This window comes from Streptomyces sp. NEAU-YJ-81, from assembly GCF_017592595.1.
GTDB classification, from domain to species: domain Bacteria; phylum Actinomycetota; class Actinomycetes; order Streptomycetales; family Streptomycetaceae; genus Streptomyces; species Streptomyces hygroscopicus_B.
In genome coordinates this window covers 158,794-183,736 of sequence record NZ_JAGFNO010000021.1, presented here as the reverse complement: position 1 = coordinate 183,736, position 24,943 = coordinate 158,794, and the positions used below count along the sequence as shown (strand labels likewise).

Here is a 24,943-nt window from a genome sequence, read left to right as displayed (position 1 = left end):
GCCTGGACGTGGCGGCGCTGCAGCGCAGGCTGGCCGCCTTCGCGGCGGCGCGCGACTGGCAGCAGTACCACACCCCCAAGAACCTCGCGGCGGCGCTGAGCGTCGAGGCGTCGGAGCTGGTGGAGATCTTCCAGTGGCTGACGCCGGAGCAGTCGGCGCGGGTGATGGAGGACGAGGGCAAGGCGGCCCGGGTCGAGGATGAGGTCGCCGATGTGCTGGCGTATCTGCTCCAGTTCTGCGAGGTGCTGGGGATCGACGCGCTCGCGGCGCTCTCGGCGAAGATCGACCGGAACGAGGGGCGCTTTCCGGTGAACGGAGGGCGCTGACCGCGAACGGGGGCTGATCGCGGACGTGCGCTGACCGCGAACGGGGGCTGATCGCGGACGTGCGCTGACCGCGAACGGGGGCTTTGGCGGTGAATGGGGGGTCTGGCGGTGAACGGGGGACTATGACGGTGAACGGGCGCTCTGGCGGTGAACCGTGATCTCGGATGGCCCACAAGCCCCCTAACCCTCCACTTCGTCACTCTCCGTAGTGAAAAAGTTATCCACACCGCAACTGTTGTCAACAGATTCCTGAATTCCCCTAGCTTTTCGGCCTGTTAGTCATCACTCTGGGTAGTGGAGGAGTGACGGGCTCGGAAGTCCGTTGAGAGGGGTGCGGGGAATGGACGCGATGCGGCTGATCGGTGTCACCCGGCACGCCCTGGCGAAGGCCGGGGGCGTGCACGACATCGTGGCCGAAGCCTGGCAGGTTCAAGCGCTGGCCGAGGCGGTCGGCGGTTATTTCGTGGTGAGCGGCCCGGCGGCCGCGCGAGCGGAGGCGCGCGGTCTGTGCGAGGCGGGCGGGCGGGCGCGCGGCGCCCTGTTCCACCCGGCGCTGCACCACCCCACGCTGCGCGGCGGCGGTTTACGGGCCGCGCAGCTCTCAGAAGTGCGCGATCCGAGAGAGGTGCTGCTGGCGCTGGGAGATCTGCTCGCGGAGGCGGGGTTCGCGCTGGTCGGGGTCGCCGCCAATACGGAGGAGGAGGCGCTGTACTGGCAGTGTGTGGAGGCGATCGACGCGGCGGACGAGGCCCGGGACCGGGTGCACGGGATGCTCCGGCATCTCACGTTCCGCGAGTGGGGCGGGGAGTGGGGTGGTGCCGCGTGAAGAGGCAGGATGGGGGTCATGGATCTTCGCATCTTCACCGAGCCCCAGCAGGGGGCGACCTACGACACTCTGCTCACCGTCGCCAAGGCCACCGAGGACCTCGGATTCGACGCCTTTTTCCGGTCCGACCACTATCTGCGCATGGGAAGCGTGGACGGCCTCCCGGGCCCCTCCGACGCCTGGATCACCCTGGCCGGGCTGGCCCGCGAGACCCGGCGGATCCGGCTGGGCACGCTGATGACCGCCGCCACCTTCCGGCTGCCCGGTGTGCTGGCGATCCAGGTCGCGCAGGTCGACCAGATGTCGGGTGGACGAGTCGAGCTGGGCCTGGGCGCGGGCTGGTTCGAGGAGGAGCACCGGGCCTATGGGATCCCCTTCCCCAAGGAGAAGTTCGCCCGGCTGGAGGAGCAGCTGGCCATCGTCACCGGGCTGTGGCAGACCCCGGTCGGCGAGACCTTCGGCTATGACGGTGCCCACTACCAGCTGGTGGACTCCCCGGCGCTGCCCAAGCCTGCGCAGAGCAAGGTGCCGGTGCTGATCGGCGGCCAGGGGGCGACCCGCACGCCGCGGCTGGCCGCCCAGTACGCGGACGAGTTCAATATGCCGTTCGCCTCGGTCGAGGACAGTGAGCGCCAGTTCGGCCGGGTGCGGAAGGCGGCCGAGGCCGCCGGCCGCAAGGGCGACGACCTGGTGTACTCCAACGCGCTCGTGGCGTGCGTGGGCAAGGACGACGCCGAGGTCGCCCGGCGGGCCGCGGCGATCGGCCGGGAGGTCGAGGAGCTGAAGGAGAACGGCCTGGCGGGCTCCCCGGCCGAGGTCGTCGACAAGATCGGCCGCTATGCGGAGGCGGGCGCCTCCCGGATGTACCTCCAGATGCTGGACCTCCAGGACCTCGACCACCTGGAGCTGATTTCCTCGCAGGTCCAGGCCCGGCTGGGCTGAGCGAACCACCAGGAGCACCCGTGATGTCCGTATCCCGCACGCCCTTGGCCACCGCGTTGGAGCGCGGACCGCTCGTCCTCGACGGTGGGCTGTCCAACCAACTGGAGGCACAGGGCTGCGATCTCTCCGACGAGCTGTGGTCGGCCCGGCTGCTGGCCGATGACCCGGGGCAGATCGAGGCGGCCCACACCGCCTACGCACGGGCGGGCGCACAGGTGCTCATCACCAGCAGCTATCAGGCCACTTACGAAGGCTTCGCCCACCGGGGCGTGGCACACGAGCAGGCCACCGCGCTGCTGAGGCGCAGTGTCGAGCTGGCGCGCACGGGGGCCGAGCGGGCGGCCACCGAGAGCGCGACGGCCCGTGACCAGGCCGCGGGCGACCGAGCCGCGGGCGGTGACCGGGTCGTGGGTGGCGACCGGGGCGCGAAGCCGGTGTGGGTCGCCGCCTCCGTCGGGCCCTACGGGGCGATGCTGGCGGACGGCAGCGAGTACCGCGGGCGGTACGGACTGAGCGTGGCCGAGCTGGCACGGTTCCACCGGCCGAGGATCGAGGCGCTGGCCGCGGCCGGGCCCGACGCGCTGGCGCTGGAGACGGTGCCGGACGCCGATGAGGCGGCGGCGCTGCTGAGCGCCGTCGAGGGATGCGGGGTGCCGGTATGGCTCTCCTACAGCATCGTGGGGGAGACCACCCGGGCCGGGCAGCCCCTGAGGGACGCGTTCGCCCTGGCCGCGGGGGTCGACCAGGTGATCGCCGTGGGCGTCAACTGCTGTGAGCCGGGCGATGCGGACCGGGCCGTGGAGATCGCGGCCGACATCACCGGCAAGCCGGTGGTGGTCTATCCGAACAGCGGAGAGGAGTGGGATGCCACGGCACGGAGCTGGCGCGGCCGGACGACCTTCGACCCGGGACGGGTGAAGGCATGGCGGGACGCCGGGGCGCGGCTCATCGGCGGCTGCTGCCGGGTGGGTCCCGAGCGGATCGCGGAGCTGGCCGCCGTGGTGAGAAACCATTAGGTGAGGAAGGGACACCGGGCGATACTCGGACGGGTGTTCTTGACGCTAACCACCACCGGCACCGCCGAGCGCCCCGCGACCGACCTCGGGTTTCTGCTGCACAAGCACCCCGACAAGGCGCAGCGGTTCTCGACCTCCTACGGCACCGCGCATGTCCTCTATCCCGAGGCGACCGCCGAACGCTGCACCGCGGCGCTGCTGTTGGAAGTGGATCCCGTGGCGTTGGTGCGGCGGGGCCGCGGCAAGGGCCGGGGCGGCGCCCCCGACTCCGCGCTCGCGCAGTACGTGAACGACCGCCCGTACGCCGCCTCCTCGCTGCTGGCGGTCGCGCTGAGCGCGGTCTTCTCCAGTGCGCTCAGGGGCCAGTGCAAGGCCCGGCCCGAGCTGCCGGAGCGGGCGCTGCCGCTGCGGATCGAGGTGCCCGCGCTGCCCGCCCGCGGCGGCGCCGCCCTGGTCGAGCGGCTCTTCGCACCGCTGGGCTGGGCGGTGGCGGCCGAGCCGGTGGCGCTGGACGAGGAGTTCCCGCGCTGGGGCGACTCGCGGTACGTACGGCTGGTGCTGGAGGGCGAGCTGCGGCTGGCGGACGCCCTGCGCCATCTGTATGTGCTGCTGCCCGTGCTCGACGACGCCAAGCACTACTGGGTAGCCCCGGACGAGGTGGACAAGCTGCTGCGCTCCGGCGAGGGCTGGCTGGAGCGCCACCCCGAGCAGCGGCTGATCACCAACCGCTATCTGGCCCGGCGCTGGTCGCTGACGCGCAGCGCGCTGGAGCGGCTGGAGCTGGCGCGGCTCGCCGAGGCCGACGACACCGAGGCGGAGGAGATCGACAACGCCGTCGACAACGGCGTCGACAGCGCCATCGGCGAACCGGCGGCCGAGCCGCTGGAGGAGGACGACGGCGAAGAGGGTTCCGGGCAGCGGCCGGTGCCACTGGCGGTACGGCGGCGGGAGGCGATACTCGACGCCCTGCGCGGGACCGGTGCGGCCAGGGTGCTCGATCTGGGCTGTGGCCAGGGCCAGTTGCTGGGTGCGCTGCTGAAGGAGACGCGGTTCACCGAGATCGTGGGCGTCGATGTGTCGATGCGCGCGCTCAACGAGGCGGCACGGAGGCTGCGGCTGGACCGTCCGGGGCTGGACCGTCCGGGGCTGGACACCGGCTCGGTCGAGCGGCCGTCGTCGGCCCGGCTGAAGCTGACCCAGGGCGCGCTCACCTACACCGACTCCCGGCTCGCCGGATATGACGCGGCGGTGCTCAGCGAGGTGATCGAGCATGTGGATCCGCCCCGGCTGCCCGCCCTGGAGCACGCGGTGTTCGGCGCCGCACGGCCCAAGGCCGTCGTGGTGACCACGCCCAACGTGGAGTACAACGTGCGCTGGGAGACCCTGCCCGCCGGGCGGATGCGCCACGGCGACCACCGCTTCGAGTGGACGCGCGAGGAGTTCCGGGCCTGGGCGGAACAGGTCGCCCAACGGCACGGCTACGCGGTGGAGTTCCGCCCCGTCGGCCCCGAGGACCCCGAGGTCGGCCCGCCCACCCAGCTCGCGCTCTTCCGCATGGCCGCCGAGGGCGGCGGCGACGGCACGGACAGCCGGAGCGGCGACAGCACCGCGATCACGACGAAGGAGGCAGCAGCATGACCGAGGAGAAGCGCCCGATCGGCGTGCCCGATCTGTCCCTCGTGGTGCTCGTCGGCACCACGGGCTCCGGCAAGTCCACCTTCGCCCGGCAGCACTTCCTGCCCACCCAGATCGTCTCCTCCGACGTCTGCCGGGGGCTGGTCGCCGACGACGAGAACGACCAGAGCGCCACCCCCGACGCCTTCGACGTGCTGCACTACATCGTGGGCAAGCGGCTGGCCGCCGGGCGGCTGACCGTTGTCGACGCCACCAACGTCCGCAGCGAGTCCCGCCGCAGCCTGATCGGGCTCGCCCGCGAGCATGACGTCCTGCCCGTGGCGATCGTCCTCGACGTCCCCGAGGGCGAGTGCGCCCGGCGCAACGCCCAGCGCCCCGACCGCGCCGGGATGCCCGACCATGTCATCCCCCGCCAGCGCCGTGAGCTGCGCCGCTCCCTGAAGTCCCTGGAGCGCGAGGGGTTCCGCAAGGTGCACATCCTGCGCGGCGTCGACGAGGTCGAGGCCGCGGAGGTCGTCACCGAGCGCCGCTACAACGATCTGCGCCATCTCACCGGCCCGTTCGACATCATCGGCGACATCCACGGCTGCCGCTCCGAGCTGGAGACCCTGCTGGGCAAGCTGGGCTACGCCCTGCGCCGCGACGAGTCCGGCCGCCCGGTGGACGCCGCCCACCCCGAGGGCCGTACGGCGGTCTTCGTCGGCGACCTCGTCGACCGCGGCCCCGACAGCCCCGGGGTGCTGCGCCTGGTGATGGGCATGGTCGCCTCCGGCGCGGCCCTGTGCGTGCCCGGCAACCACGAGAACAAGCTCGCCCGCTATCTCAAGGGCCGCAAGGTGCGGGTCACTCATGGCCTCGCCGAGACCGTGGAGCAGCTTGACCGGGAGCACACCGCGGACCCGGACTTCGTCGAGCGGGTGCGGGCGTTCATCGAGTCGCTGGTCAGCCACTACGTCCTGGACGGCGGGGCGCTGGTGGTGTGTCACGCCGGGCTGCCCGAGAAGTACCACGGCCGCACCTCCGGCCGGGTCCGTTCGCACGCCCTGTACGGGGAGACGACCGGGGAGACCGATGAGTTCGGGCTTCCGGTGCGCTATCCGTGGGCCGAGGACTACCGCGGCCGGGCCGCCGTCGTCTACGGCCACACTCCCACCCCCCGCGCCTCCTGGCTCAACAACACCATCTGCCTCGACACCGGCTGTGTCTTCGGCGGCCGGATGACCGCGCTGCGCTGGCCGGAGCGCGAGCTGGTGGACGTCCCGGCCGAGCGGGTCTGGTACGAACCGGTCAAACCGCTGACCACCGAGGCCCCCGGAGGCGCCGACGGCCGCCCGCTCGACCTGGCCGATGTGCGGGGCCGCCGTATCGTCGAGACCCGTCATATGGGCCGGATCGCGGTCAAGGAGGAGAACGCGGCGGCGGCGCTGGAGGTCATGAGCCGTTTCGCGGTGGACCCCCGGCTGCTCGGCTATCTCCCGCCCACCATGGCGCCGACCGCCACCTCCAAGGAGGGGACCGGCGGCGGAGCCGCCGACGGAGGCTTCCTCGAACACCCGGCGGAGGCGTTCGCCGCCTACCGCGCGGACGGGGTCCGCCAGGTGATCTGCGAGGAGAAGCACATGGGCTCCCGCGCGGTGGCGCTGGTCTGCCGTGACGCGGACCTCGCGCGGGAGCGCTTCGGCGCACCGGACGGCGCATCGGGCACGATCCACACCCGTACCGGACGGCCGTTCTTCGACGACGTCCAGCTCACCGAGACCGTACTGCGCGTGCTGAGCCGCTCCCTCGAGGACTCCGGGCTGTGGCAGGAGCTGGACACCGACTGGCTGCTGCTGGACGCCGAGTTGATGCCGTGGTCGCTCAAGGCCGAGGGGCTGCTGCGCAGCCAGTACGCGGCGGTGGGCGCCGCCTCCCGCACCGTCTTCCCCGGCGTTCTCGCGGCGCTGGAGGGGGCGGAGGCGCGCGGTGTCGAGGTGTCCGCCCTCCTCGGCAAGCAGCGTGAACGGGCGTCGGACGCGGCCGCGTTCACCGACGCCTACCGGCGCTACTGCTGGCCGGTCGACGGGCCGGACGGCATCCGGATGGCGCCGTTCCAGATCCTGGCCGTCCAGGGCCGTAACCTCGTCACCGCGCTGCCCCATGATCAGCAGCTCGCCCTGATCGACCGGATGATCGAGGCCGAGAAGCCGGCCGCCGACGGTCACGGCACCCGGCTGCTGGCCCCCACCCGGCGGCTGATCGTCGACACCGAGGACGAGGCGTCGGTCGCCGAAGGCGTGCGGTGGTGGCTGGACCTGACGGCGGCCGGCGGCGAGGGCATGGTGGTCAAGCCCCTCCAGGGCTTTGTCCGCAAGGGCGACGGCCGGCTGGTCCAGCCGGGCGTCAAGTGCCGGGGCCGCGAGTATCTGCGGATCATCTACGGCCCGGAGTACACCCGCCCGGAGAACCTCGACCGGCTGCGGGTGCGCCATCTCGGCCACAAGCGCTCGCTCGCCCTGCGGGAGTACGCACTCGGGCTGGAGGCGCTGGACCGGCTGGCGGAGGGCGAGCCCCTGTGGCGCGTCCACGAGGCCGTATTCGCGGTGCTCGCGCTGGAGTCCGAGCCGGTGGACCCGCGGTTGTAGCGGCTGGGGGTGGGGCAGGGCCGCTGTCCCGGGCCGGGGGCGGCGTGCCCCGCCCCAGGTACGGGCGGCCGGGACCTGGGACGGGGTCCGGGACGGCCCGGCGTCAGACGGCCGGTGCCCGCGCCTCCCGGGCCCGGAACGCACGGCGGTAGTCGTGCGGCGGCACCCCCACCGCCCGGGTGAAGTGGCGGCGCAGGTTGGCCGCCGTCCCCAGCCCGCACAGCTCCGCGATCCGGTCCACCGGCAGATCGCCGCCCTCCAGCAGCTCCCGGGCGCGCGCGATCCGCTGACCCTGCAGCCAGCGCAGCGGCGTCGTGCCCGTCGCGGCGTGGAAGCGGCGGGCCAGGGTGCGCGGGCTGGTGTGGGCGCGGCGGGCGAGGTCGGCGACGGTCAGCGGCTCATGCAGCCGCTCGGCGGCCCAGTGCAGCAGCGGGGCGAGTGAGTCGTCGGTGCGCTCCGGCAGCGGCGCCTCGATGTACTGGGCCTGGCCGCCGGGCCGGTGGGCGGGCGCGACGAGCTGCCGGGCCAGGGTGTTGGCCGCCTCGGTGCCGTAGTCCTCGCGCACCAGATGCAGACAGACGTCGATGCAGGCCGTGGACCCCGCCCCGGTCAGCACATCGCCGTGGTCGACATAGAGCACGGACGGATCGAGCCGTACGGCCGGATAGCGCTCGGCGAACAGCGCCGCGTACATCCAGTGGGTGGCCGCCGTACGGCCGTCGAGAAGTCCGGTCGCGGCGAGGGTGAACGCCCCCGAGCACAGCGACACGATGCGGGCGCCGCGCCGATGGGCCTCGCGCAGCGCGGCGATCAGCTCCTCGGGCGGATCGCCCCGCACATCGGCCGAGGCCGGGACGATCACCGTGTCCGCGGTGATCAGCTCCTCGGTGCCGTACGGGGTGTGGGCGGCGAACCACGAACGGGTGGCGACCGGGGCACCGGCCTCCGTACCGCCCGGTCCGATCGCACAGACCCGCAGCTCATACCAGGGATCGGGGAGTCCGGGGCGATCGGTGCCGAAGACATGGCAGGGCACCGCCAGGTCGAAGATCGGCATGCCCGGGGTGACGGCGAGGGCTATGGACCGCATGGCAGAAATGTAGCGCATGCTGTCACTCCTGCCACTCGTTCCGCCGTGCCCCGGGGCCGATGCTGGACGGGCATGACGACCCCTTCCTCCAAGGCCCAGGGGAGCGGTGTGCCCGCGGCCACCCCCGATCCGGCGCCCGCCCCCACCCCCAGCCGTCGGCGCTGGCTGATCCTCGCCGTCGCGTCGGCGGCCCAGTTCCTCGCCGTGCTCGACATGATCGCGGTCAACATCGCCTTCCCCGCGATCGGCGCGGACTTCCGCTCCGCGTCCACCGCCGAGCTGTCCTGGGTGCTCAACGCCTACACCATCGTGCTCGCGGCGCTGCTGGTCCCGGCCGGTCGGCTGGCCGACGCGATCGGCGGGCGGCGTTCGTTCCTGACCGGCATCGCGCTGTTCGGGCTCGCCTCGGTCGCCTGTGGCGCCGCCCCCGGGCTCGGCACGCTGATCGCGGCGCGTGTGGTGCAGGGCGTGGCGGCGGCCGTCCTGGTGCCCACCTCCCTCTCGCTCGCCCTGCCCGCCTTCCCGCCGCGCGAACGGGCCACGGCCGTCGGCCTGATCACGGGCGCCCTGGCCGTGGCGCACGTACGCCGCCATCCGGACCCGGTGGTGGACCCCGCGCTGTTCCGGACCCGTGCCTTCACCGCCGCCACGCTCGGGCTGCTCAGTTACTTCCTCGCCTACGCCGCCTCGATCCTCGCCGCGACCCTGCTGTTCACCGGGGCATGGGGCTGGTCCTCGGCCCGGGCCGGCCTTGCCGTCACGCCCTGGCCGCTCACCGTCCTGGTGGTGTCGATGCTGTCGGGGCGGATCGTCCGGGCGCTGGGGGAGCGGACCACGGCCGTCGTGGGCGGGCTGTGCTTCGCCGCGGGGCCGGTGTGGTGGCTGCTCCTCGCGGGCGGCGACGGTGCCCACTACGCCGTGGAGTTCATGCCCGGGCTGGTGCTCACCGGGATCGGCGCGGGGCTCTACCAGCCGGTGATGTTCTCGGCCGCCGGACTGCTTCCGGCCCGTCAGCTGTCCCTCGGCTCCGGGGTGCTGATGATGTCCCGGCAGGGCGGCTCGGCCCTGGGCGTCGCGGCGCTGGTCGTGATCACCGGTGGCGCCGCGCGGCCGGGGCTGGACGCGCTGCGCGCCGGGTGGGTCTTCACGGCGGTGACCGCCGCGCTCGCGGCCGTCGCGGGCGCCGCTTTGCGTACGGGAGTTCGGGTCGACCCCGGGGAGAGTGGCGGATCCGGCACGGACCCGCTACGGCACCATTGACGTGCCCGTGCCAGCTGCCTAGCGTGCTGACCGGTCCCTGGGTTCTCCGCAGGCATGACGACGACGAGCTGAGCGGGGAGGGCGGATGAGCCTTTTCGAGGACGGACGGCCCTTCCTGCACGCGCTTCCGGCCGAGGACCGGCGCGCACTGCTCGCCCTCGGCACACCCCGGGCCTACGCCCCCGGCGAGGTCGTGCTGCGCGAGCACGACCGTACGACCTTCGTCGTGGCGATCACCTCCGGCTGGGCCACCGTCTCGGTGGAGACCGAGCGCGGGGTGCGGCTGATCCTGGCGCTGCGCGGGGCGGGCGAGGTCGTGGGCGACCAGGCCGCGGTGGACCACGGCTCACGCAGCGCCACCGTCACCGCGCTCGGCCGGATGGAGGCGGTGGTGGTCTCCGGCGACCGGTTCCGGGCCTATCTGGCCGCACGTCCCGTCGCGACCGTGCTGATCATGCGCCAGTTCAGCTCCCGGCTCCGCAGCTCCGACGGGGAGCGGCGCTCACTCGCCTCGGAGAAGGTGCTGCAGCGGCTGGCGGCCCGGCTCGTCGAACTCGCCGAGCGCACCGGCCACCCCGCCGCCGACGGGGCGATCACCGTCGATCTGCCGCTGCCCCAGCACGACATCGCGGCCGCGGTGGGCTCGACCCGGGAGGCGGTCGCCAAGGCGCTGCGGCTGCTGCGCGGCCAGGGCGTCGTCCGGACCGCCTCGCGCCGCTTCGTGGTGATGGACATCGCGCTGCTGCGGCTGCTGGCCGAGGGACGCGCGACCGGGGAGCACATCCCGGCGCGCCCCGCGACCGACCCCCGCGACTGCCCCCGCGACTGAGCGCGGGCGCGCACTTCCCACGCGTCCTCCGCGACTGTGTAAACGGCTACAGCCGCCCCGCCGTTCCCCGGCGACCCTGGAGTGGCACAAAGGGCGCGGGACCGTGAGCGACGGGGGTGCGCACGGCCCAGTGCCCCGCACCGGAGAAGGGCGGCGGGGCGGGCAGGGGGAGAAACCCCGCCGCCCGCTTCGGGCATTCACCGGCACCCCATCACCGCCACGGCGGGAAGCGGGGGCCACGGCATGAAGGACGGCGGGCGATGAGCGCATCGGAAGACGTCGACGCCCCGGCGGGGTCGCGGGGACGACGGCTGGACATCCCCAAGAGCGGCCCGCTGGACGGGGCGGGCCAGCCGGGCGGCGCCCGCACGGCGCGCGAGGCGCGCGCCCATCTGCATATCGCCGTCGGCCCCGCCCGGCTCTGCGCCGAACCGGCGCCGTACCCCCTCCCCGAAGGCCCGGTGCCCCGCGAGGAGTTGGACCGGCTGCGGAGGCTCTACCGGACCGTTCCCGGCTATGCCGCGATGCGCGACCATCTGCGGCGCACGGGCCTGCTGGCGCTGTGCGGCGAACCCGGCACCGGCCGTGCCTGGACCGGGCTCGCCCTCCTCGCCGAACTGTCCGAGCTGGCCGGCGGCGGGGTCTCCCGGCTGGGGTCCGGCATTCCGCATGGGCTCGGCATCCCACACTTGTCCGGCCTCCCGCTCGGTTCCGGCATCCCGTATGGGCACGGTATTCCGTATGGGCCCGGTATTCCGGACGGGTCCGGCACCCCGCTTGAGACCGGCATCCCACACGGTTCCGGCATCCCCCACGGGGCGTCCGGTGTGGAGAAGACCGAGCGGGGCCACGGCTATCTCCTCGAACTCCCCCCCGATCAGCCGGACTTCGCGATCGAGCCCCTGCTGGACCGGCTGCGCGCCCACTTCGCCGGGCATGAGGCGTTCTGCGTCGTCCTGGTCGCGGGCGGCCCGGCCGCCGACCGGCTGTTGGGCGGTCGCCGCCACGCCGTGCCGTACGAGCCCCCGGCCGCCGCCGACGTTCTCGACCGCCACCTCATCGAGCTGCTCGCCGACCGCCCCACCGGGCTGCTGGAGACGGCCCGCGCCACCGCTTGGCGCCCCGAACTGGCCGAGGCGCTCGGCCTGGACGAGCCGCGGCCCGGCGAGGCCGCCCGGCTCGCGGGCCTGCTGGCCGCGCACGCCGAGGGCAGGCTGTCCGAGGAGCGGCTGCTGGAGCACTGCCGGTCGTTCGCCCCGGACCAGGCCCGTGCGTGGTTCCTGGAGACCGGGCGTCCCGGCGCCCTGCCCGCCGCGCTGCCCGCGCTGCGCGCCGCCGCGCTGCGGATCGCGCTCGCCGTCTTCAACGGCTCGGCGCACAGCCTCATGGCGGAGGCCGCCGAACTGCTGGCCTGGGAACTGGCCGTCACGCTCGATCCGCAGTACGCGCCAGGGCGCCCGCTGTTCGCCGCCCGCCCCGGGGCCTCGCTGGCCACGGCGCGCGCGGTCCACGGCGACGGGGTGGAGGACCTCGGGGACGCGTCGGTGCCCGTGCGCGCGGTGTGGTTCGAGGGGCGGCGGCTGGCGCCCGCCGTGCTCCACGAGTCCTGGGACGCCCACCACAACCTACGCGGCCCGATGGCCCGTTGGCTGCGCGGGCTGTGCGACGACCCGCGGCCGCAGGTGTGGGTGCGCGCGGCGGTCGCCGCGGGCGTGCTGTGTGCCCGCGACTACCTCTACGGCCTGGTCGAGCTGGCGCTGCCGCTGGCCCGTACCGACAGCCCGGTGCAGCGGATGGCGGCGGCCACCGCACTCGCCGAGGCGTCCCGCGCCCCGGGGGTGCGCCCCGCCGTGAACGGGCTGCTGCGGGACTGGGCGCGCGGCGACGACGAGCGGGAGCGCGAGACCGCCGCGCTCGCCCACGGCTACGGACTGGCGGCGGGTTCCATCGTGGCGTCCCTGGAGGAACTCGGCCGGATCGCCTGCGCCGACGACGGCCGCATCACCTCCTACAGCGTGCTGCGGCTGCTGGCCGGGACCGAGCCGGAGACCGTGCTGGCCGCGCTCACCCGCTGGCTGCGCGACACCCGGCGGCCCCGCCGGGATCTGGCGCTGCTCACGGTGTTGCGCGCGGTCACCACCCGCACCTCGCATCTGTGGGGGCTGTGCGAGGTGCCGGAGCTGGAGCCGTACGCCGCCTGGCCGCTGGCCACGGCGGTACTGGCGGCCCATCCGGGGTGCGCGCCGCGGCTGGCCGAGCTGCTGCGGGCCGCGCTGACCTGGGCCAGATCGGCCGGGGCGGCCGAGGACGCGCTGGTCGGCTGGATCCGGCGGGCGGCCGGCGATGAGCGGCAACTGACGGTGTTGTGCGGCTTTCTGCCGCGGCTGGCGCAGGACGGTGACGAGCCGCTCGACGCCGCGGCGGCCACGCGGATACGGGAGGTGCTGGAGGCGCTGTGAGGAGAGAGACATCGATGGTGAAAGAGACAGAGGACCCGACGAACACGGAGATCACAGACGACACCACGGCGGAGCGGGCGAGGACGGCGGGCGCGGGGGTTCGCCGAGTCTCGGTCACCGGGGCGCGGATGCTGCGCGAGGCGCTGCGCCACGGCGGGGACGACCTGCCCGCGGCGCTGCGGGGGGCCGATGACGGCCTGCTGCTGAGCGCGCTGGACGAGGGGCTGCCCGCCGAGCGGGCCACCCGTGTCGTGGTCGAGCTGGTGCGCCGCGCGCCCGAGCGCGGACCGGAGCTGGCGGACGCGGTCTGCGAGAAGGTGCTGCTCGCCCAGCTCTATCTCGACCCGCCGCCCCGTGCCCAGGGCGGTGCGGAGGGACCGGCCGCGGACCCCGGCCGCCGGCTGCGGGTGCGCAACGCGCTGATGCTGTACGAGGGGCTCGTCCGCCCGTACGCGCGGCGCGGCGCGGTGCCGGAGCTGATGGCATGCGTTCTGCCCGGCCTGTGGACGGCCGCCGACGGCGCGGGCCGTGAGGTGGTGCGCCGGATCGCCGGCACCCGGCAGTTCACGGGGTTCGGTGAGAAGGGCTGGAAGGCGCTGTTCGGCGGCGTGGCCGAGGAGTGCCGGGAGCACGAGGAGGCGGCGGCCCGCGCCACCCGGCGCGAGGCACGGCGGCGGTGGCGGCGCGGGGGCGCCGACGGCGGCGGGCTCGATCTGAAGCCCGGCCAGCTATGGGTCTCCGCCCTGCTGGGGTTCATCGCGGTCGCCCTGGTGCTGATCGTGGTGATCGCGGCCGGATAGCCGTCCCGCGCGGAACACGGGCCCGCGGCGGAACCACGGCAGCCGTCGCGATCAGCGTGAGTGATCCGTGTCGCCGGGCGTTCAGAACGGGCCGCGAGCGGCGAAGATGGGGGCATGGGATTCCATGTCGACTCCGAGGCCGGGCGGCTGCGCCGCGTCATACTGCACCGCCCCGACCTGGAGCTCAAGCGGCTCACGCCCACCAACAAGGACGCTCTGCTCTTCGATGACCTCCTGTGGGTGCGCCGCGCCCGCCAGGAGCACGACGGGTTCGCCGACGTCCTGCGCGACCGCGGGGTCGAGGTCCATCTCTTCGGGGATCTGCTCACCGAGAGCCTGGGCCTGCCGGAGGCGCGCACCCTGGTGCTGGACCGGGTCTTCGACGAGAAGGAATACGGGCCCCTGGCCACCGACCATCTGCGCGCCGCCTTCGACGAGCTGAGCGCCCCCGAGCTGACCGAGGCGCTGATCGGCGGCATGACCAAGCGGGAGTATCTGGGGCGGTACCCGGAGCCGGTCTCCGTCCGGTTCCACGCCATGGAGCCCGATGACTTCCTGGTCAACCCGCTGCCGAACCATCTCTTCACCCGGGACGCCTCCGCGTGGGTGTACGACGGGGTGTCGATCAACGCGATGCGCTGGCCCGCCCGCTGGCACGAGACGGTGCACTACGAGGCCGTCTACCGCCATCACCCCCTCTTCGCGAAGGAGGACTTCCACGTCTGGTCGGAGGGGCAGGCCGCGTATCCCTCGACCATCGAGGGCGGTGATGTGCTGGTGCTCGGCAAGGGCGCGGTGCTGATCGGGATGAGCGAGCGGACCACTCCGCAGGCGGTGGAGATGATCGCGCACCGGCTCTTCGAGGCCGGTTCGGCCCGGACGATCGTGGCGCTCGACATGCCCAAGGGGCGGGCGTTCATGCACCTGGACACCGTGATGACCATGGTGGACGGGGACACCTTCACGCAGTACGCGGGGCTGGGGATGCTCCGCTCGTACACCATCGAGCCGGGCGCGGGCAGCAAGGACCTCAAGGTCACCGACCATCCGCCGGAGCATATGCACCGCGCGATAGCCGCGGCCCTCGGCCTGGACTCCATCCGCGTGCTCACGGCGACCCAGGATGTCCACGCGGCGGAGCGCGAGCAGTGGGACGACGGCTGCAATGTGCTCGCGGTCGAGCCGGGCGTGGTGGTCGCCTACGAGCGGAACGCGACGACCAACACCTTTCTGCGCAAGTGCGGGATCGAGGTCATCGACATCCCGGGCAGCGAGCTGGGCCGGGGCCGGGGCGGGCCGCGGTGCATGAGCTGTCCGGTCGAGCGGGACCCGGTCGAGCCGTAGGCGAGCCCGCGGACCCGTAACGCGAGCCTGCGGACCGTAATGCCAGGGTTCACCCCCTGGTCTCCGTATATATGCAGAGCATCGTATATGCTTCCATGGTTCCTGGCCGCGGCGCCATGCCGTAGCCCCTGATCCGCCGTGTTCGCCGTGACCTAGGAGCCACCCTTATGGCGATTGACCTCACCGGCCGCCACTTCCTCAAGGAGCTGGACTTCACCGCCGACGAGTTCCGTCGCCTGATCGAGCTCGCCGCCGAGCTGAAGGCGGCCAAGCTCGCGGGCACCGAGGAGCGGCGGCTGCGGGGCAAGAACATCGCCCTGGTCTTCGAGAAGACCTCCACCCGCACCCGCTGCGCCTTCGAGGTCGCGGCCGCCGACCAGGGCGCCTCCACGACCTACCTCGATCCGGTCGGCTCGCAGATCGGTCACAAGGAGTCGGTCAAGGACACGGCGCGGGTGCTCGGCCGGATGTACGACGCGATCGAGTACCGGGGCCACGGCCAGGGCGTCGTCGAGGAGCTCGCCGCGCACGCCGGGGTGCCCGTCTACAACGGTCTCACCGACGAGTGGCACCCCACGCAGATGCTCGCCGACGTGCTGACCATGACCGAGCACAGCGACAAGCCGCTGGACCAGGTCGCCTACGCCTACCTCGGCGACGCCCGGTACAACATGGGCAACTCCTACCTCGTCACCGGCGCCCTGTTGGGCATGGACGTCCGCATCGTCGCGCCCAGCCTGCTGTGGCCCGACAACACCATCGTGGAGCTGGCGCGCCAGCTCGCCACGTCCACCGGCGCCCGGATCTCGCTCACCGAGAACGTCGAGGAGGGCGTGCGCGGCGCCGACTTCGTCGCCACCGATGTGTGGGTGTCCATGGGCGAGCCCAAGGAGGTGTGGGACGAGCGGATAGCGCTGCTCGGGCCGTACGCGGTGACGATGGACGTGCTGCGCGCGACGGGCAACGACGCCGTGAAGTTCCTGCACTGCCTGCCGGCCTTCCACGACCTGGGCACCGACGTCGGCCGGGAGATCCACGAGCGGCACGGGCTGACCGAGCTGGAGGTCACCGACGAGGTCTTCGAGTCCGAGCACTCCGTCGTCTTCGACGAGGCGGAGAACCGGATGCACACGATCAAGGCGGTGCTGGTCGCGACCCTCAGCGCTCCGTAGGGCCTTCCGCGGCGGGCTCCGCCGGGCCTTCCGTGGGGCCTTCCGCCGGGCCTCCCGTGGGCGGAAGGATGAACCAGACGGCCTTGCCGTAGGGGGTCGGCCGGTAGCCCGCGTCCGCGCTGAGGGTCCGGATCAGCAGCAGCCCGCGTCCGCCCTCGGCGAGGCTGTCGGGTCTCTTGGGTCCTTCGGGGCGCCCCAGCGAGTCCAGCCCGCCGGGCGGGTTCGGGTCCTGGTCGTGCACCTCGACCTGCCAGCCCCCGGTCGGCACCAGCTCCACCACCAGCTCTATCGGCTCGTCGCCGTCCGTGTGCCGCACCGCGTTGGCCACCAACTCGGCCGTCAGTAGCTCCGCCGTGTCGCCGTCCACGGGCGCCCCGATGTCGGCCAGGGTGTTCCGGATCAGCGCGCGCGCCAGCGGTACGGCAGCCGTCGTATGCGGCAGGGCGAAGCGCCAGGTGGCGGCGTGGGAGGGATCGGGCACGGAAGGGGTCCAGTCGGTCGGCGTGAAACGGAATACCGCGGCCCTTGACGGTATGAAGCGGACGATAGTGCCGGAAGGGGCCGTGGACCACTCTTGGCGGGACCTAGGGCCTGGTAGGGGCGTTTGCTCCATATCGGATGTTTCCGAAGAAAACACCTGATCTCACCTCCCTGCTTTCTTCCCGGGGGCGTCGGCATTCCCTGCCCCATGAGCCTTCCGCGCTGATCTCCTCGGGAGGGGTCCCACGGGCCGGGGTGAACCATGGAGCGCCCTGCGCACCCACGCCGTGACGGGAAGAGATCAGGATGGATGAATCGACCCTCGCCGTGCCGGAGCCCGCGCCGCCCGCGCCCCGGCCGCACGACCCGCTGGCTGTCGCCCTCGGCAACGCCTCCCTGCTCGGCGTCGGCTATCTGCTGCTGCGGCGCGGGCTCGCCGTCCTCGCAGTCGCCGTCGTGCTCGTCCCCCTGGCTGCGCACCGGCAAGCTCGTGGCCCACCGCACCCTCCAGATCGGCGGCAGCAGCTGCCCGGCGGTCATCTGATCTCCCCCGAGGAAACCCCGTCCTTCAGGGTGGGGAGGAATCGGGCTCCTGCGGAGCAGGGCAAGGAAAGCCGGTTCGCCGTCAGGGCGACCGGCGTCCACTCCCAACTACCCGCAGTAAGTCACAAGCTGAGGCGCTAGCATGTGAGACGCGGGGACCACGTGCGTGAAACGGGCGTTCAAGTACCGTTTCTATCCGACCGATGCGCAGGCGGCCGAGCTGTCGCGCACGTTCGGGTGCGTGCGGAAGGTCTACAACCTGGCCCTGGCAGCACGCACCCAGGCGTGGGCGCTGCGACAGGAGAGGGTGAACTACAACGCCACCTCGGCCATGCTCACCCAGTGGAAGAAGACCGGGGAACTCGCCTACCTGAACGACGTTTCCTCCGTCCCGCTGCAACAGGCCCTGCGCCACCTCCAGACGGCGTTCACCCACTTCTTCGCCAAACGGGCCCGGTACCCGCGGTTGAAATCGCGCAAGAAGTCCCGCAAGTCGGCGGAGTACACCACCAGCGCGTTCCGGTTCCAGGACGGGAAGCTGACCCTGGCCAAGATGACCGAGCCGCTGGCCATCGTGTGGTCCCGCCCCCTCCCAGACGGGGCCGCACCGTCCACGGTGACCGTCTCCCAGGACGCGGCCGGACGCTGGTTCGTGTCTCTGCTGTGCGAGGACCCCGGTGTGAAGCCACTTCCCACCACGGGCGCGGCGGTCGGTGTGGACGCCGGGCTGGATCACCTGCTGACCCTGTCGACCGGGGAAAAGATCACCAACCCCCGCCACGAGCGGCACGACCGCGCGCGGCTGGCCAAGGCGCAGCGGGAACTGGCCCGTAAGGCCAAGGGCGACGGAGCCAACCGGACCAAGGCCCGCCGGAAGGTCGCCCGCGTTCACGCCCGGATCGCCGACCGGCGGCGCGACACGTTGCACAAGATCACTACTCGGCTCGTTCGTGACAACCAAACGATCGTGATCGAGGATCTCACCGTTCGGAACCTGCTGAAGAACGGCAGGCTGGCCCGCGCCATCTCGGACGCGGCCTGGTCGGAATTCCGCACGATGCTGGAGTACAAGGCCCAGTGGTACGGCCGCGAGGTGATCGCGGTCGACCGCTGGTTCCCCTCCTCCAAGCTGTGCTCGCACTGCGGAACCCTGCAGGACAAGATGCCGCTCAGCGTCCGCACCTGGACCTGCGGCTGCGGTGTCACCCACGACCGCGACGTGAACGCGGCGCGGAACATTCTGGCCGCCGGGCTGGCGGTATCGGCCTGTGGAGCCGGTGTAAGACCTCAACGGAGTTCTCCGGGCGGGCGGTCGGCGATGAAACAGGAACCTCTACGGCGCGAGCCGTAGCAATCCCCCTTCAGGAGGGGGAGGAAGTCAACACGTACTACTCCGGCGGCGGCCGGCCCGGGCCCGGCGTCGAACAGGTACGTCAGCGCCGCCACATCCGATGTGCGGTCCGCGTTCCGGCCTCTGGTCAACCGGTGAGCGGCGGTGGGGACGGCGTATGCCCCGCGCGCTCGGGGGTGTTCTGCTCCGCCCATGCCCGTTCCGTGAGCCCGATCAGCCGCTCGACCGTCCCGGATTCCGGCAGCGGGCCGTGGTCTCCGATCACCTTGAGCGCGGACGCGGCCGTGATGTGGCCGAGTCGCAGTGCCGAGGTCAGGTCCCCGTCGCGCAACAGCCCCGTCAGGAAACCGGCGGCGAAGGCGTCCCCCGCGCCGACCGGCTCCACCACCTCCGTGCGCAGGGCCTCCACCGTGACCTGTGACCCGTCGCCGAAGGCGGTCGCCGACCGTCCGCCGTCCTTGACGACGAGCAGGCGCGGATGCGGCAGCAGCGTGCGGACGCCGCCCGCGTCGAGGTCCGCGCCCCACAGGTGCTGCGCCTCGTCGAGGCCGACGAAGACGATGTCGGCGCGGTCGGCCAGGTCGCGGAGGACCGTGGCGGCCGTGCCGTCCGGCCACAGCGCAGGGCGGTGGTTGACGTCGAAGCTGATGGCGTACGGGCGGTCGGGCGCGGGGGTGGCGAGCGCCCGTTCCACCAGGGCGGCGCAGGACGGGGAGAGCGCGGGGGTCACGCCCGTGAGGTGGAGGAGCGCCGCCGACCCGAGTCGCGGATCGTCCAGGATGCCGGGCCCCAGCGCCGAGGCCGCCGAACCGCGCCGGTAGTAGTGGACGCGGGTGCCCGTGGGCCCCGGGTCCTTCACGAGCAGGCCCGTCGGCCGGTCCGGGTCGGACGGTACGCCCGAGACGTCGACGCCCGCCGCGGCGACGGCGGCACGCACCCGCCGCCCGAACGGGTCGTCGCCGAGGGCCGAGAGCCATACGGCGGCAAGGCCCAGGTCCGCGAGGTACATCGCCACGTTGGACTCCGCGCCCGCCACGGACAGCCGCAGACTCTCGCCGGTTTCCACGGAGTCGGGCGGTTCGGGGGCCAGCGCGGCCATCGTCTCGCCGACGCAGACCACCGGTCCGGCCGCCGGGGGCCATGGGGCCGTCATGCGCGCGCCTGTGCCGGTGTCGGCTCGGGTCCGGCACCGGGGTGCGGGCGATAGACGGCCGCCGGAGGGCCCGGCACCTCGACCCGGACCGCGAACAGGGCACCGTCGTCGGGGCCCGGCCGGGTGAGGCCGACCCGGGCCGTGGTGATGTGCAGGACGTCGCCCTGGAGGCAGACTCCGGCGGGCTGGGCGGCGGGCAGCCGCAGCGTGCGGTCGAGTTCGCCGTCCGGCCGGTACCGGCGCACCGTCCCGGTGCCCCAGACGGCGATCCACACACCACCCTCGTCGTCGACGGCCATGCCGTCGGGGCTGCCGCCGTCCACCGTGACGAAGGTCGTCGGTGTGCCGAGGCCGCCCGTCGCCGGGTCGACGGTGTAGCGCCGGACGACGCCCCGGGCGCTGTCGGCCAGGTACATGGCGCGTCCGTCGGCCGTGAACGCGGGCCCGTTCGGCACGGTGATGCCGTCGAGGACCCGGGTGACCGTGCCGTCGTGGTCCACCCGGTAGAGGGAGCCGGCGTCCTCGTCGGCGTCGTAGGCCATGCTGCCCGCCCAGAACCTGCCGGACGGGTCGGCGGTGCCGTCGTTCATGCGCCGGGCGGGGCGGGCATCCGCCTCGGGCCGCGCCAGCCAGGTGGTGGCGCAGTCGGGGCCGAGCAGGCAGATCCCGGTGCCTGCGGCGGCGATCCAGGTGCCGGGCCGGTCCGCCACGGGGGCCACCGCGCCCAGGGGGACGGGCAGCTCGGCCAGCGTCCGCAGGGGCGACGCGGGATCCTGAGGGACCGTCAGCAGACGGCCCTCGAGGATGTCGACGAGTACGAGGGCTTCGCCGGTCCAGCGGATGCCCTCGCCCAGCTCGAGGCGGTCGGGGCGGGTCGGGCGCGGATCCTCGGTCACGCTGTGGCCTCCTGGACGGCGGTACGGAAGGCGCGGGCGCGTTCGCGCAGGGCGGCCGTACTGCCGCCGTCGGCGGCGTCGCCGACGAGCGGCGAGCCGATGCCGACCGCGGTCGCCCCGGCGGCCAGGTAGGCGCGGGCCGCGGCTTCGTCCACACCGCCGACCGGTACGAACGGCTCGTGCGGGAACGGCCCCCGCAGGGCCTTGAGATAGCCGGGGCCGCCCGCCTGCGCGGCCGGGAAGATCTTCAGCGCCTCGGCGCCGAGCGCCCGTGCGGCGATGATCTCGGTCGGGGTCATGACCCCCGCCAGGACCGGGAGGCCCAGTTCACGTGCGGTGGAGATCCCCGCACCCAGGCCGGGGGTGACGGCGAAGTCGGCGCCCGCCCGGTGGACGGCGTGGGCGTCGTCGGCGGTGAGCACGGTGCCCGCGCCGAGGGGACGGTCGGGGCCGAGGGCCTCGCGGGCCCGCTCGATGACGGTCAGGGCGTCCGTGCCGGACAGCGACACCTCGATCAGCTCGATGCCCTCGTCGGCCAGGGCCAGTACGGTGCGCAGCGCGGCCTCGGGGTCGTCGCCGCGCACGACGGCGACCAGCCGATGGGCGGCCAGGGCGGCTCGCAGGTCCACAGGGGGAACTCCTCGTAGAAACGGGCGGATTCAGGGGCAGCGGCAGGCCGCGCCGAGCGTGAGCCGCCAGCGCACCTCGCCCGAAGCGGGCACGCGCGCGGCGTCGCCGGGACCCGCGTCGGCGAGGTCGAAGACACGGCCGAGCATCGGCTCGACTCCTGTGCTGCGGTAGGGGTGTTCGGCGGGGAAACCGCCGAGGTTGCGCCATACGGCGATGGACAGCGGCTGCCCGTCGGCCTCGAGCGCGAAGGCCAGGCGGCTCGTGCCGTCGTGGACGCAGGCGCGCGGGGCGTCCACGACCGCGCCGACCGCGGTGCCGTCGTCCGGTCCGAACCGGCCCAGGGGCAGGCCGAGGGGTGCGGGCCAGTCACCCTCCACCCACGGCGCCCCATGTGGCCAGGGCCGGTCCAGCAGCGGTGCGGCCTCCGGGAAGAGCCGGGTGCGCGCCCCGTCGCGCAGGCGCAGGGACGCCCGCGGGGACAGATCGAGCAGCGCGTGGGCCGCCCAGACGAAGGGGAAGCCCGGGTCGGCGTGCAGGACGTAGTCGGCCTCCGCGCCGTCGGCCGTACCGCGGATGGTGCGCCGCAGCGCGAACCGGTCGCACTGGACGGTGTCCGTGTCCCCCTCGCGCCTCCAGGGACGTGACCAGGCGTCGCCGTGGTCGGGGGCGCCGCGGACGGTGGGGACGCACTCCTCCAGGCCGCCCGCGTCCACGAAGGCGTCCCCGGGCGACACCTGGTCCCGTCCGGCCGCCGTGCCGCGCCACAGCCATTCGCGATCCCCGGCGCGCAGCGAGGTCCAGCGGCCGCCGTGCGCGGGGTCGGTGACGATCTCCAGCACCGTCGTCACCACTCCGCGAAGGAGCCGTCGGGGTGCCGCCAGACCGGGTTGCGCCAGGTGTGACCGGTGCGGTCGGCCGCGCGTACGGCCGCCTCGTCGATGGTGATGCCGAGGCCGGGCGCGTCGCCGCGGGGCGCATGGCCGTCCACGAAGCGGAACGGCTCGGTGTCGACGAGGTAGGACAGCAGATCGGCGTCCTTGTTGTAGTGGATGCCGCGGCTCTGCTCCTGGATCAGGAAGTTCGGTGTCGCGAACGCGACCTGGAGGCTGGCCGCCAGCGCGATGGGGCCCAGCGGGCAGTGCGGGGCGAGCTGGGCGCCGTAGGTCTCGGCGAGCGAGGCGATGCGGTGCACCTCGGAGATGCCGCCCGCGTGGGACAGATCGGGCTGCGCGACGGCGATACCGGCGGCGAGGACGGGCAGGAACTCCGTGCGCCCGTAGAGCCGTTCACCGGTGGCCAGGGGCACCGGGGTCGAGGCGACCAGGCCGGGGAGCAGATGGCTGTGCTCGGGGACGACGGGTTCCTCCACGAACAGCGGGTGGAGGGCGGCCAGTTCGGCCAGGACGCGGCGGGAGCTGGCGGCGGTGAAGCGTCCGTGGAAGTCGACGGCCACATCGCGGTCCGGGCCGAGGACCTCGCGGGCCGCGGCCACCCGGTCGACGACCGCGGCGGTCTCGGCCGCGGTGGCCACCGGAGAGGTCGCCCCGGCGCCGTTCATCTTCACCGCCGTGAAGCCCGCCTCGACCTGCGCGGTGATCTGCTCGGACAGCTCGGCGGGCTCGTCGCCGCCGACCCAGGCGTACACCCGGACCCGGTCGCGCACGGGACCGCCCAGCAGGGCGTGCACAGGGGCGCCGTAGGTCTTGCCGGCGATGTCCCACAGGGCCTGGTCGAGTCCGGCGACGGCGCTGGAGAGCACGGGTCCGCCGCGGTAGAAGCCGCCCTTGGTGAGCACCTGCCAGTGGTCCTGGATGCGCAGCGGATCCTTGCCGATCAGGTATTCGGCGAGGACGCCGACGGCGGCGCGTACCACCTCGGCGCGCCCCTCGACGACGGGCTCGCCCCAGCCGACCATGCCGTCGTCGGTCTCGACGCGGCAGAACAGCCAGCGCGGCGGCACGGCGAAGGTCTCGATACGGGTGATCTTCACTGGCCAGAGGGCCTTTCCATGTCGTTGTCGGAGCCGCCGACCCGGTCCAGGTCGCGGCCTGCCTGGTCGAGCAGAGCCCGCATGGCGGCCTCGGCGGCGTGCGGGTCCTGGGCGCGCACGGCGGCCAGGACGGCGCGGTGGGCGGGTACGGGGTCCTGGCTGTGGGGGGAGCTGTGCACGATGCGGTCGCGGTGGGCGAGGCCCGACTCGATCACCATCTCCATGCGTTCGAGGAGTTCGTTGTGGGTGGCGGCGAGCAGGGCCCGGTGGAAGGCGAGGTCGGCCTCCACCGCGTGGGCGGCGTCCGAGCCGCCCGCTCCCATCGCGTCCACGGCGGCGTCCAGGGCGGCGAGGTCGGCGTCGGTGCGCCGCTCGGCGGCCAGGCGTACGGCTGCCGGTTCGATGATGGAGCGCACCTCGGCGAGGTTGCGCAGCAGCGCGCGGTCGGCGTCGGTGGTGCGGTCGCTGTGGAACTGCCAGCGCAGCACATCGGCGTCGAGCAGATTCCAGTCCGAGCGGTTCCGTACGAAGGTGCCGCGCTTCTGACGCGCGTCGACCATCCCCTTGGCGGCCAGTACCTTCAGCGACTCGCGCAGGGCGGTGAGGCTGACGTCCAGTTCGCTCTGCAGGGCGACCAGGTCCAGGGTGGCTCCTTCGGGGATCTCGCCGCCCAGGATGCGGCGGGCGAGGGCCTCCACGGTCTGGCCGTGCACGCCGCGACGGGCGTAGGGCGTCATGTCGTAGTGCCTTTCTGCTGCGAGCTGATCGCGGTGGTCATGCGGAGGACTTGACGACGCTCCAGCCGCCGTCCACGACAAGACTCGCACCGGTGATGTAGGCGGCCTCATGGGAGCCCAGGAAGGCGATGGCCGCGGCCACCTCCTCCGGGGTGCCGAAACGGCCGGCCGCGGTTTCGGCGACGCTGCGTGCGCGGTCCTCGGGGGACACCCGGTCCCAGGCCGCCGTCAGGATCGGGCCGGGCAGGACGGCGTTGACCCGCACCTCGGGCCCGTACTCGACGGCGAGCTGTCCGCACAGCGACAGCAGCGCCCCCTTGGAGGCCGCGTAGGCGGGGTGGCCGGGGATGCCCTTGTGGGCGTGGACGGACGAGGTCAGGACGACGGCTCCGCGGCGGGCGCGCAGATCGTCCAGGACGGTCTTGAATCCCAGGAAGGCACCGGTGAGGTTGACGGAGAGCTGCCGCTGCCAGGAGCCCAGGGACATTTCGTGGGCGGGGGTGACGTCGACGGTGTAGGCATTGCTGACGAGCAGGTCGACGGGGCCGAAGTCGCGGGCGGCGGCCACGATCCGCTCCCAGTCCTCCTCCGTGGAGACGTCGGCGGCCACGAAGCGGGCGCGGCCGCCGTCCTCGCCGATCCGCGTGGCGACCGCCCTGCCGCGCTCCTCGGAGATGTCGGCGAGCACGACGGCGGCGCCCTCCTGGGCGAGGCGTTCGGCGGTGGCGGCACCGATGCCGGAGGCGGCTCCGGTGACCACGGCGGTGCGGGCGGTGAAGCGGTCACCGTCCCGGCGGGACTGTTCCATCGGGGGTTCGGGCTCCTTCGCTGTACTGCGGG

Annotated in this window: 23 protein-coding genes; 14 read left to right on the top strand and 9 right to left on the bottom strand. The window is 73.2% G+C overall.

Features of this window, described 5'->3' with window-relative positions; genetic code table 11:
• Positions 1–2: 2 nt before the first annotated feature.
• The 6 genes from J5X86_RS34015 (at position 3) to J5X86_RS33990 (ending at position 7,369) form a co-directional block, all read left to right on the top strand.
• Positions 3–326 carry a nucleotide pyrophosphohydrolase gene (locus tag J5X86_RS34015; protein WP_228054172.1) on the top strand — a complete coding sequence of 108 codons (324 nt, stop codon included), beginning with the start codon at positions 3–5 and terminating at the stop codon, positions 324–326.
• A gap of 340 nt (positions 327–666) precedes the next feature.
• On the top strand, positions 667–1,152 hold the full coding sequence (locus J5X86_RS34010; protein WP_078644322.1) for a DUF6099 family protein: 486 nt from the start codon (positions 667–669) through the stop codon (positions 1,150–1,152).
• Between the two features lie 18 nt (positions 1,153–1,170).
• Positions 1,171–2,094: an LLM class F420-dependent oxidoreductase gene (locus J5X86_RS34005; RefSeq protein ID WP_208520537.1), complete on the top strand. Its 924-nt coding sequence runs from the start codon at positions 1,171–1,173 to the stop codon at positions 2,092–2,094.
• A 23-nt stretch (positions 2,095–2,117) separates the two neighbouring features.
• Positions 2,118–3,110, top strand: coding sequence for a homocysteine S-methyltransferase (gene mmuM / locus J5X86_RS34000; protein WP_208520536.1), 993 nt, complete (start codon positions 2,118–2,120; stop codon positions 3,108–3,110).
• Between the two features lie 33 nt (positions 3,111–3,143).
• Positions 3,144–4,748: a 3' terminal RNA ribose 2'-O-methyltransferase Hen1 gene (locus tag J5X86_RS33995; RefSeq protein WP_208520535.1), complete on the top strand. Its 1,605-nt coding sequence runs from the start codon at positions 3,144–3,146 to the stop codon at positions 4,746–4,748.
• Positions 4,745–7,369 (top strand): polynucleotide kinase-phosphatase, encoded by a 2,625-nt coding sequence (locus J5X86_RS33990; RefSeq protein WP_208520534.1) that lies wholly within the window; start codon positions 4,745–4,747, stop codon positions 7,367–7,369. Before J5X86_RS33995 ends, J5X86_RS33990 begins: the two co-directional genes overlap by 4 nt.
• Positions 7,370–7,472: 103 nt before the next feature.
• Here J5X86_RS33990 and J5X86_RS33985 read toward each other — a convergent pair whose 3' ends face one another.
• Positions 7,473–8,477, bottom strand: coding sequence for a GlxA family transcriptional regulator (locus tag J5X86_RS33985; RefSeq protein WP_243982111.1), 1,005 nt, complete (start codon positions 8,475–8,477; stop codon positions 7,473–7,475).
• 54 nt (positions 8,478–8,531) lie between these two features.
• On the opposite strand from J5X86_RS33985, the gene J5X86_RS33980 reads away from it, so the two are divergent.
• From J5X86_RS33980 to argF, 6 genes are all read left to right on the top strand, one after another.
• Positions 8,532–9,719, top strand: coding sequence for an MFS transporter (locus J5X86_RS33980; RefSeq protein WP_208520533.1), 1,188 nt, complete (start codon positions 8,532–8,534; stop codon positions 9,717–9,719).
• Between the two features lie 85 nt (positions 9,720–9,804).
• Complete coding sequence (locus J5X86_RS33975; protein WP_208520532.1) at positions 9,805–10,548, top strand: Crp/Fnr family transcriptional regulator; 744 nt, start codon at positions 9,805–9,807, stop codon at positions 10,546–10,548.
• 260 nt (positions 10,549–10,808) lie between these two features.
• Complete coding sequence (locus tag J5X86_RS33970; protein WP_208520531.1) at positions 10,809–13,007, top strand: hypothetical protein; 2,199 nt, start codon at positions 10,809–10,811, stop codon at positions 13,005–13,007.
• Between the two features lie 14 nt (positions 13,008–13,021).
• Positions 13,022–13,807 carry a hypothetical protein gene (locus tag J5X86_RS33965; RefSeq protein WP_208520530.1) on the top strand — a complete coding sequence of 262 codons (786 nt, stop codon included), beginning with the start codon at positions 13,022–13,024 and terminating at the stop codon, positions 13,805–13,807.
• Positions 13,808–13,921: 114 nt separating this feature from the next.
• Positions 13,922–15,151, top strand: coding sequence for an arginine deiminase (locus J5X86_RS33960; RefSeq protein WP_208520529.1), 1,230 nt, complete (start codon positions 13,922–13,924; stop codon positions 15,149–15,151).
• Positions 15,152–15,318: 167 nt separating this feature from the next.
• Positions 15,319–16,323: an ornithine carbamoyltransferase gene (argF, locus tag J5X86_RS33955; protein WP_208520528.1), complete on the top strand. Its 1,005-nt coding sequence runs from the start codon at positions 15,319–15,321 to the stop codon at positions 16,321–16,323.
• On the opposite strand, the gene J5X86_RS33950 is transcribed toward argF, so the two are convergent.
• Positions 16,310–16,804 carry an ATP-binding protein gene (locus J5X86_RS33950; protein ID WP_208520527.1) on the bottom strand — a complete coding sequence of 165 codons (495 nt, stop codon included), beginning with the start codon at positions 16,802–16,804 and terminating at the stop codon, positions 16,310–16,312. The genes argF and J5X86_RS33950 overlap by 14 nt on opposite strands.
• A 305-nt stretch (positions 16,805–17,109) precedes the next feature.
• Here J5X86_RS33950 and J5X86_RS33945 point away from each other — a divergent pair, with 305 nt between their 5' ends.
• Together J5X86_RS33945 and J5X86_RS33940 are read left to right on the top strand one after the other, a co-directional pair.
• Positions 17,110–17,487 (top strand): hypothetical protein, encoded by a 378-nt coding sequence (locus tag J5X86_RS33945; protein ID WP_208520526.1) that lies wholly within the window; start codon positions 17,110–17,112, stop codon positions 17,485–17,487.
• Between the two features lie 25 nt (positions 17,488–17,512).
• Entirely contained in the window at positions 17,513–18,697 is a 1,185-nt protein-coding gene (locus J5X86_RS33940) for an RNA-guided endonuclease TnpB family protein (RefSeq protein ID WP_208520525.1), read from the top strand.
• Between the two features lie 127 nt (positions 18,698–18,824).
• Here J5X86_RS33940 and J5X86_RS33935 read toward each other — a convergent pair whose 3' ends face one another.
• From J5X86_RS33935 to J5X86_RS33905, 7 genes are read right to left on the bottom strand one after another with little or no spacing between them, the layout of a single operon-like run.
• A complete protein-coding gene (locus J5X86_RS33935) occupies positions 18,825–19,850 on the bottom strand; it encodes a sugar kinase (RefSeq protein ID WP_208520524.1) in 1,026 nt (341 codons plus the stop codon).
• On the bottom strand, positions 19,847–20,746 hold the full coding sequence (locus J5X86_RS33930; RefSeq protein WP_208520523.1) for an SMP-30/gluconolactonase/LRE family protein: 900 nt from the start codon (positions 20,744–20,746) through the stop codon (positions 19,847–19,849). The genes J5X86_RS33935 and J5X86_RS33930 overlap by 4 nt, the downstream gene beginning before the upstream one ends.
• Positions 20,743–21,375, bottom strand: coding sequence for a bifunctional 4-hydroxy-2-oxoglutarate aldolase/2-dehydro-3-deoxy-phosphogluconate aldolase (locus J5X86_RS33925; RefSeq protein ID WP_208520522.1), 633 nt, complete (start codon positions 21,373–21,375; stop codon positions 20,743–20,745). The genes J5X86_RS33930 and J5X86_RS33925 overlap by 4 nt, the downstream gene beginning before the upstream one ends.
• 30 nt (positions 21,376–21,405) lie before the next feature.
• Positions 21,406–22,224, bottom strand: a complete 819-nt coding sequence (locus J5X86_RS33920) for a hypothetical protein (RefSeq protein WP_208520521.1) — start codon at positions 22,222–22,224, stop codon at positions 21,406–21,408.
• Complete coding sequence (dgoD, locus tag J5X86_RS33915) at positions 22,221–23,366, bottom strand: galactonate dehydratase (protein WP_208520520.1); 1,146 nt, start codon at positions 23,364–23,366, stop codon at positions 22,221–22,223. Before dgoD ends, J5X86_RS33920 begins: the two co-directional genes overlap by 4 nt.
• Entirely contained in the window at positions 23,363–24,103 is a 741-nt protein-coding gene (locus tag J5X86_RS33910) for a FadR/GntR family transcriptional regulator (RefSeq protein WP_208520519.1), read from the bottom strand. The genes dgoD and J5X86_RS33910 overlap by 4 nt, the downstream gene beginning before the upstream one ends.
• A gap of 37 nt (positions 24,104–24,140) precedes the next feature.
• Positions 24,141–24,911, bottom strand: a complete 771-nt coding sequence (locus J5X86_RS33905) for an SDR family NAD(P)-dependent oxidoreductase (RefSeq protein ID WP_208520518.1) — start codon at positions 24,909–24,911, stop codon at positions 24,141–24,143.
• Between the last annotated feature and the right edge of the window lie 32 nt (positions 24,912–24,943).

What these genes read in the sequence shown, in the direction of transcription:
- J5X86_RS34010 (WP_078644322.1), top strand. Translation starts at nt 667, where the DNA reads ATGGACGCGATGCGGCTGATCGGTGTCACCCGGCACGCCCTGGCGAAG.
- J5X86_RS34005 (WP_208520537.1), top strand. Translation starts at nt 1,171, where the DNA reads ATGGATCTTCGCATCTTCACCGAGCCCCAGCAGGGGGCGACCTACGAC.
- mmuM (WP_208520536.1), top strand. Translation starts at nt 2,118, where the DNA reads ATGTCCGTATCCCGCACGCCCTTGGCCACCGCGTTGGAGCGCGGACCG.
- J5X86_RS33990 (WP_208520534.1), top strand. Translation starts at nt 4,745, where the DNA reads ATGACCGAGGAGAAGCGCCCGATCGGCGTGCCCGATCTGTCCCTCGTG.
- J5X86_RS33985 (WP_243982111.1), bottom strand. Translation starts at nt 8,477, where the DNA reads ATGCGCTACATTTCTGCCATGCGGTCCATAGCCCTCGCCGTCACCCCG.
- J5X86_RS33980 (WP_208520533.1), top strand. Translation starts at nt 8,532, where the DNA reads ATGACGACCCCTTCCTCCAAGGCCCAGGGGAGCGGTGTGCCCGCGGCC.
- J5X86_RS33975 (WP_208520532.1), top strand. Translation starts at nt 9,805, where the DNA reads ATGAGCCTTTTCGAGGACGGACGGCCCTTCCTGCACGCGCTTCCGGCC.
- J5X86_RS33970 (WP_208520531.1), top strand. Translation starts at nt 10,809, where the DNA reads ATGAGCGCATCGGAAGACGTCGACGCCCCGGCGGGGTCGCGGGGACGA.
- J5X86_RS33965 (WP_208520530.1), top strand. Translation starts at nt 13,022, where the DNA reads ATGGTGAAAGAGACAGAGGACCCGACGAACACGGAGATCACAGACGAC.
- J5X86_RS33960 (WP_208520529.1), top strand. Translation starts at nt 13,922, where the DNA reads ATGGGATTCCATGTCGACTCCGAGGCCGGGCGGCTGCGCCGCGTCATA.
- argF (WP_208520528.1), top strand. Translation starts at nt 15,319, where the DNA reads ATGGCGATTGACCTCACCGGCCGCCACTTCCTCAAGGAGCTGGACTTC.
- J5X86_RS33945 (WP_208520526.1), top strand. Translation starts at nt 17,110, where the DNA reads ATGGATGAATCGACCCTCGCCGTGCCGGAGCCCGCGCCGCCCGCGCCC.
- J5X86_RS33935 (WP_208520524.1), bottom strand. Translation starts at nt 19,850, where the DNA reads ATGACGGCCCCATGGCCCCCGGCGGCCGGACCGGTGGTCTGCGTCGGC.
- J5X86_RS33910 (WP_208520519.1), bottom strand. Translation starts at nt 24,103, where the DNA reads ATGACGCCCTACGCCCGTCGCGGCGTGCACGGCCAGACCGTGGAGGCC.
- J5X86_RS33905 (WP_208520518.1), bottom strand. Translation starts at nt 24,911, where the DNA reads ATGGAACAGTCCCGCCGGGACGGTGACCGCTTCACCGCCCGCACCGCC.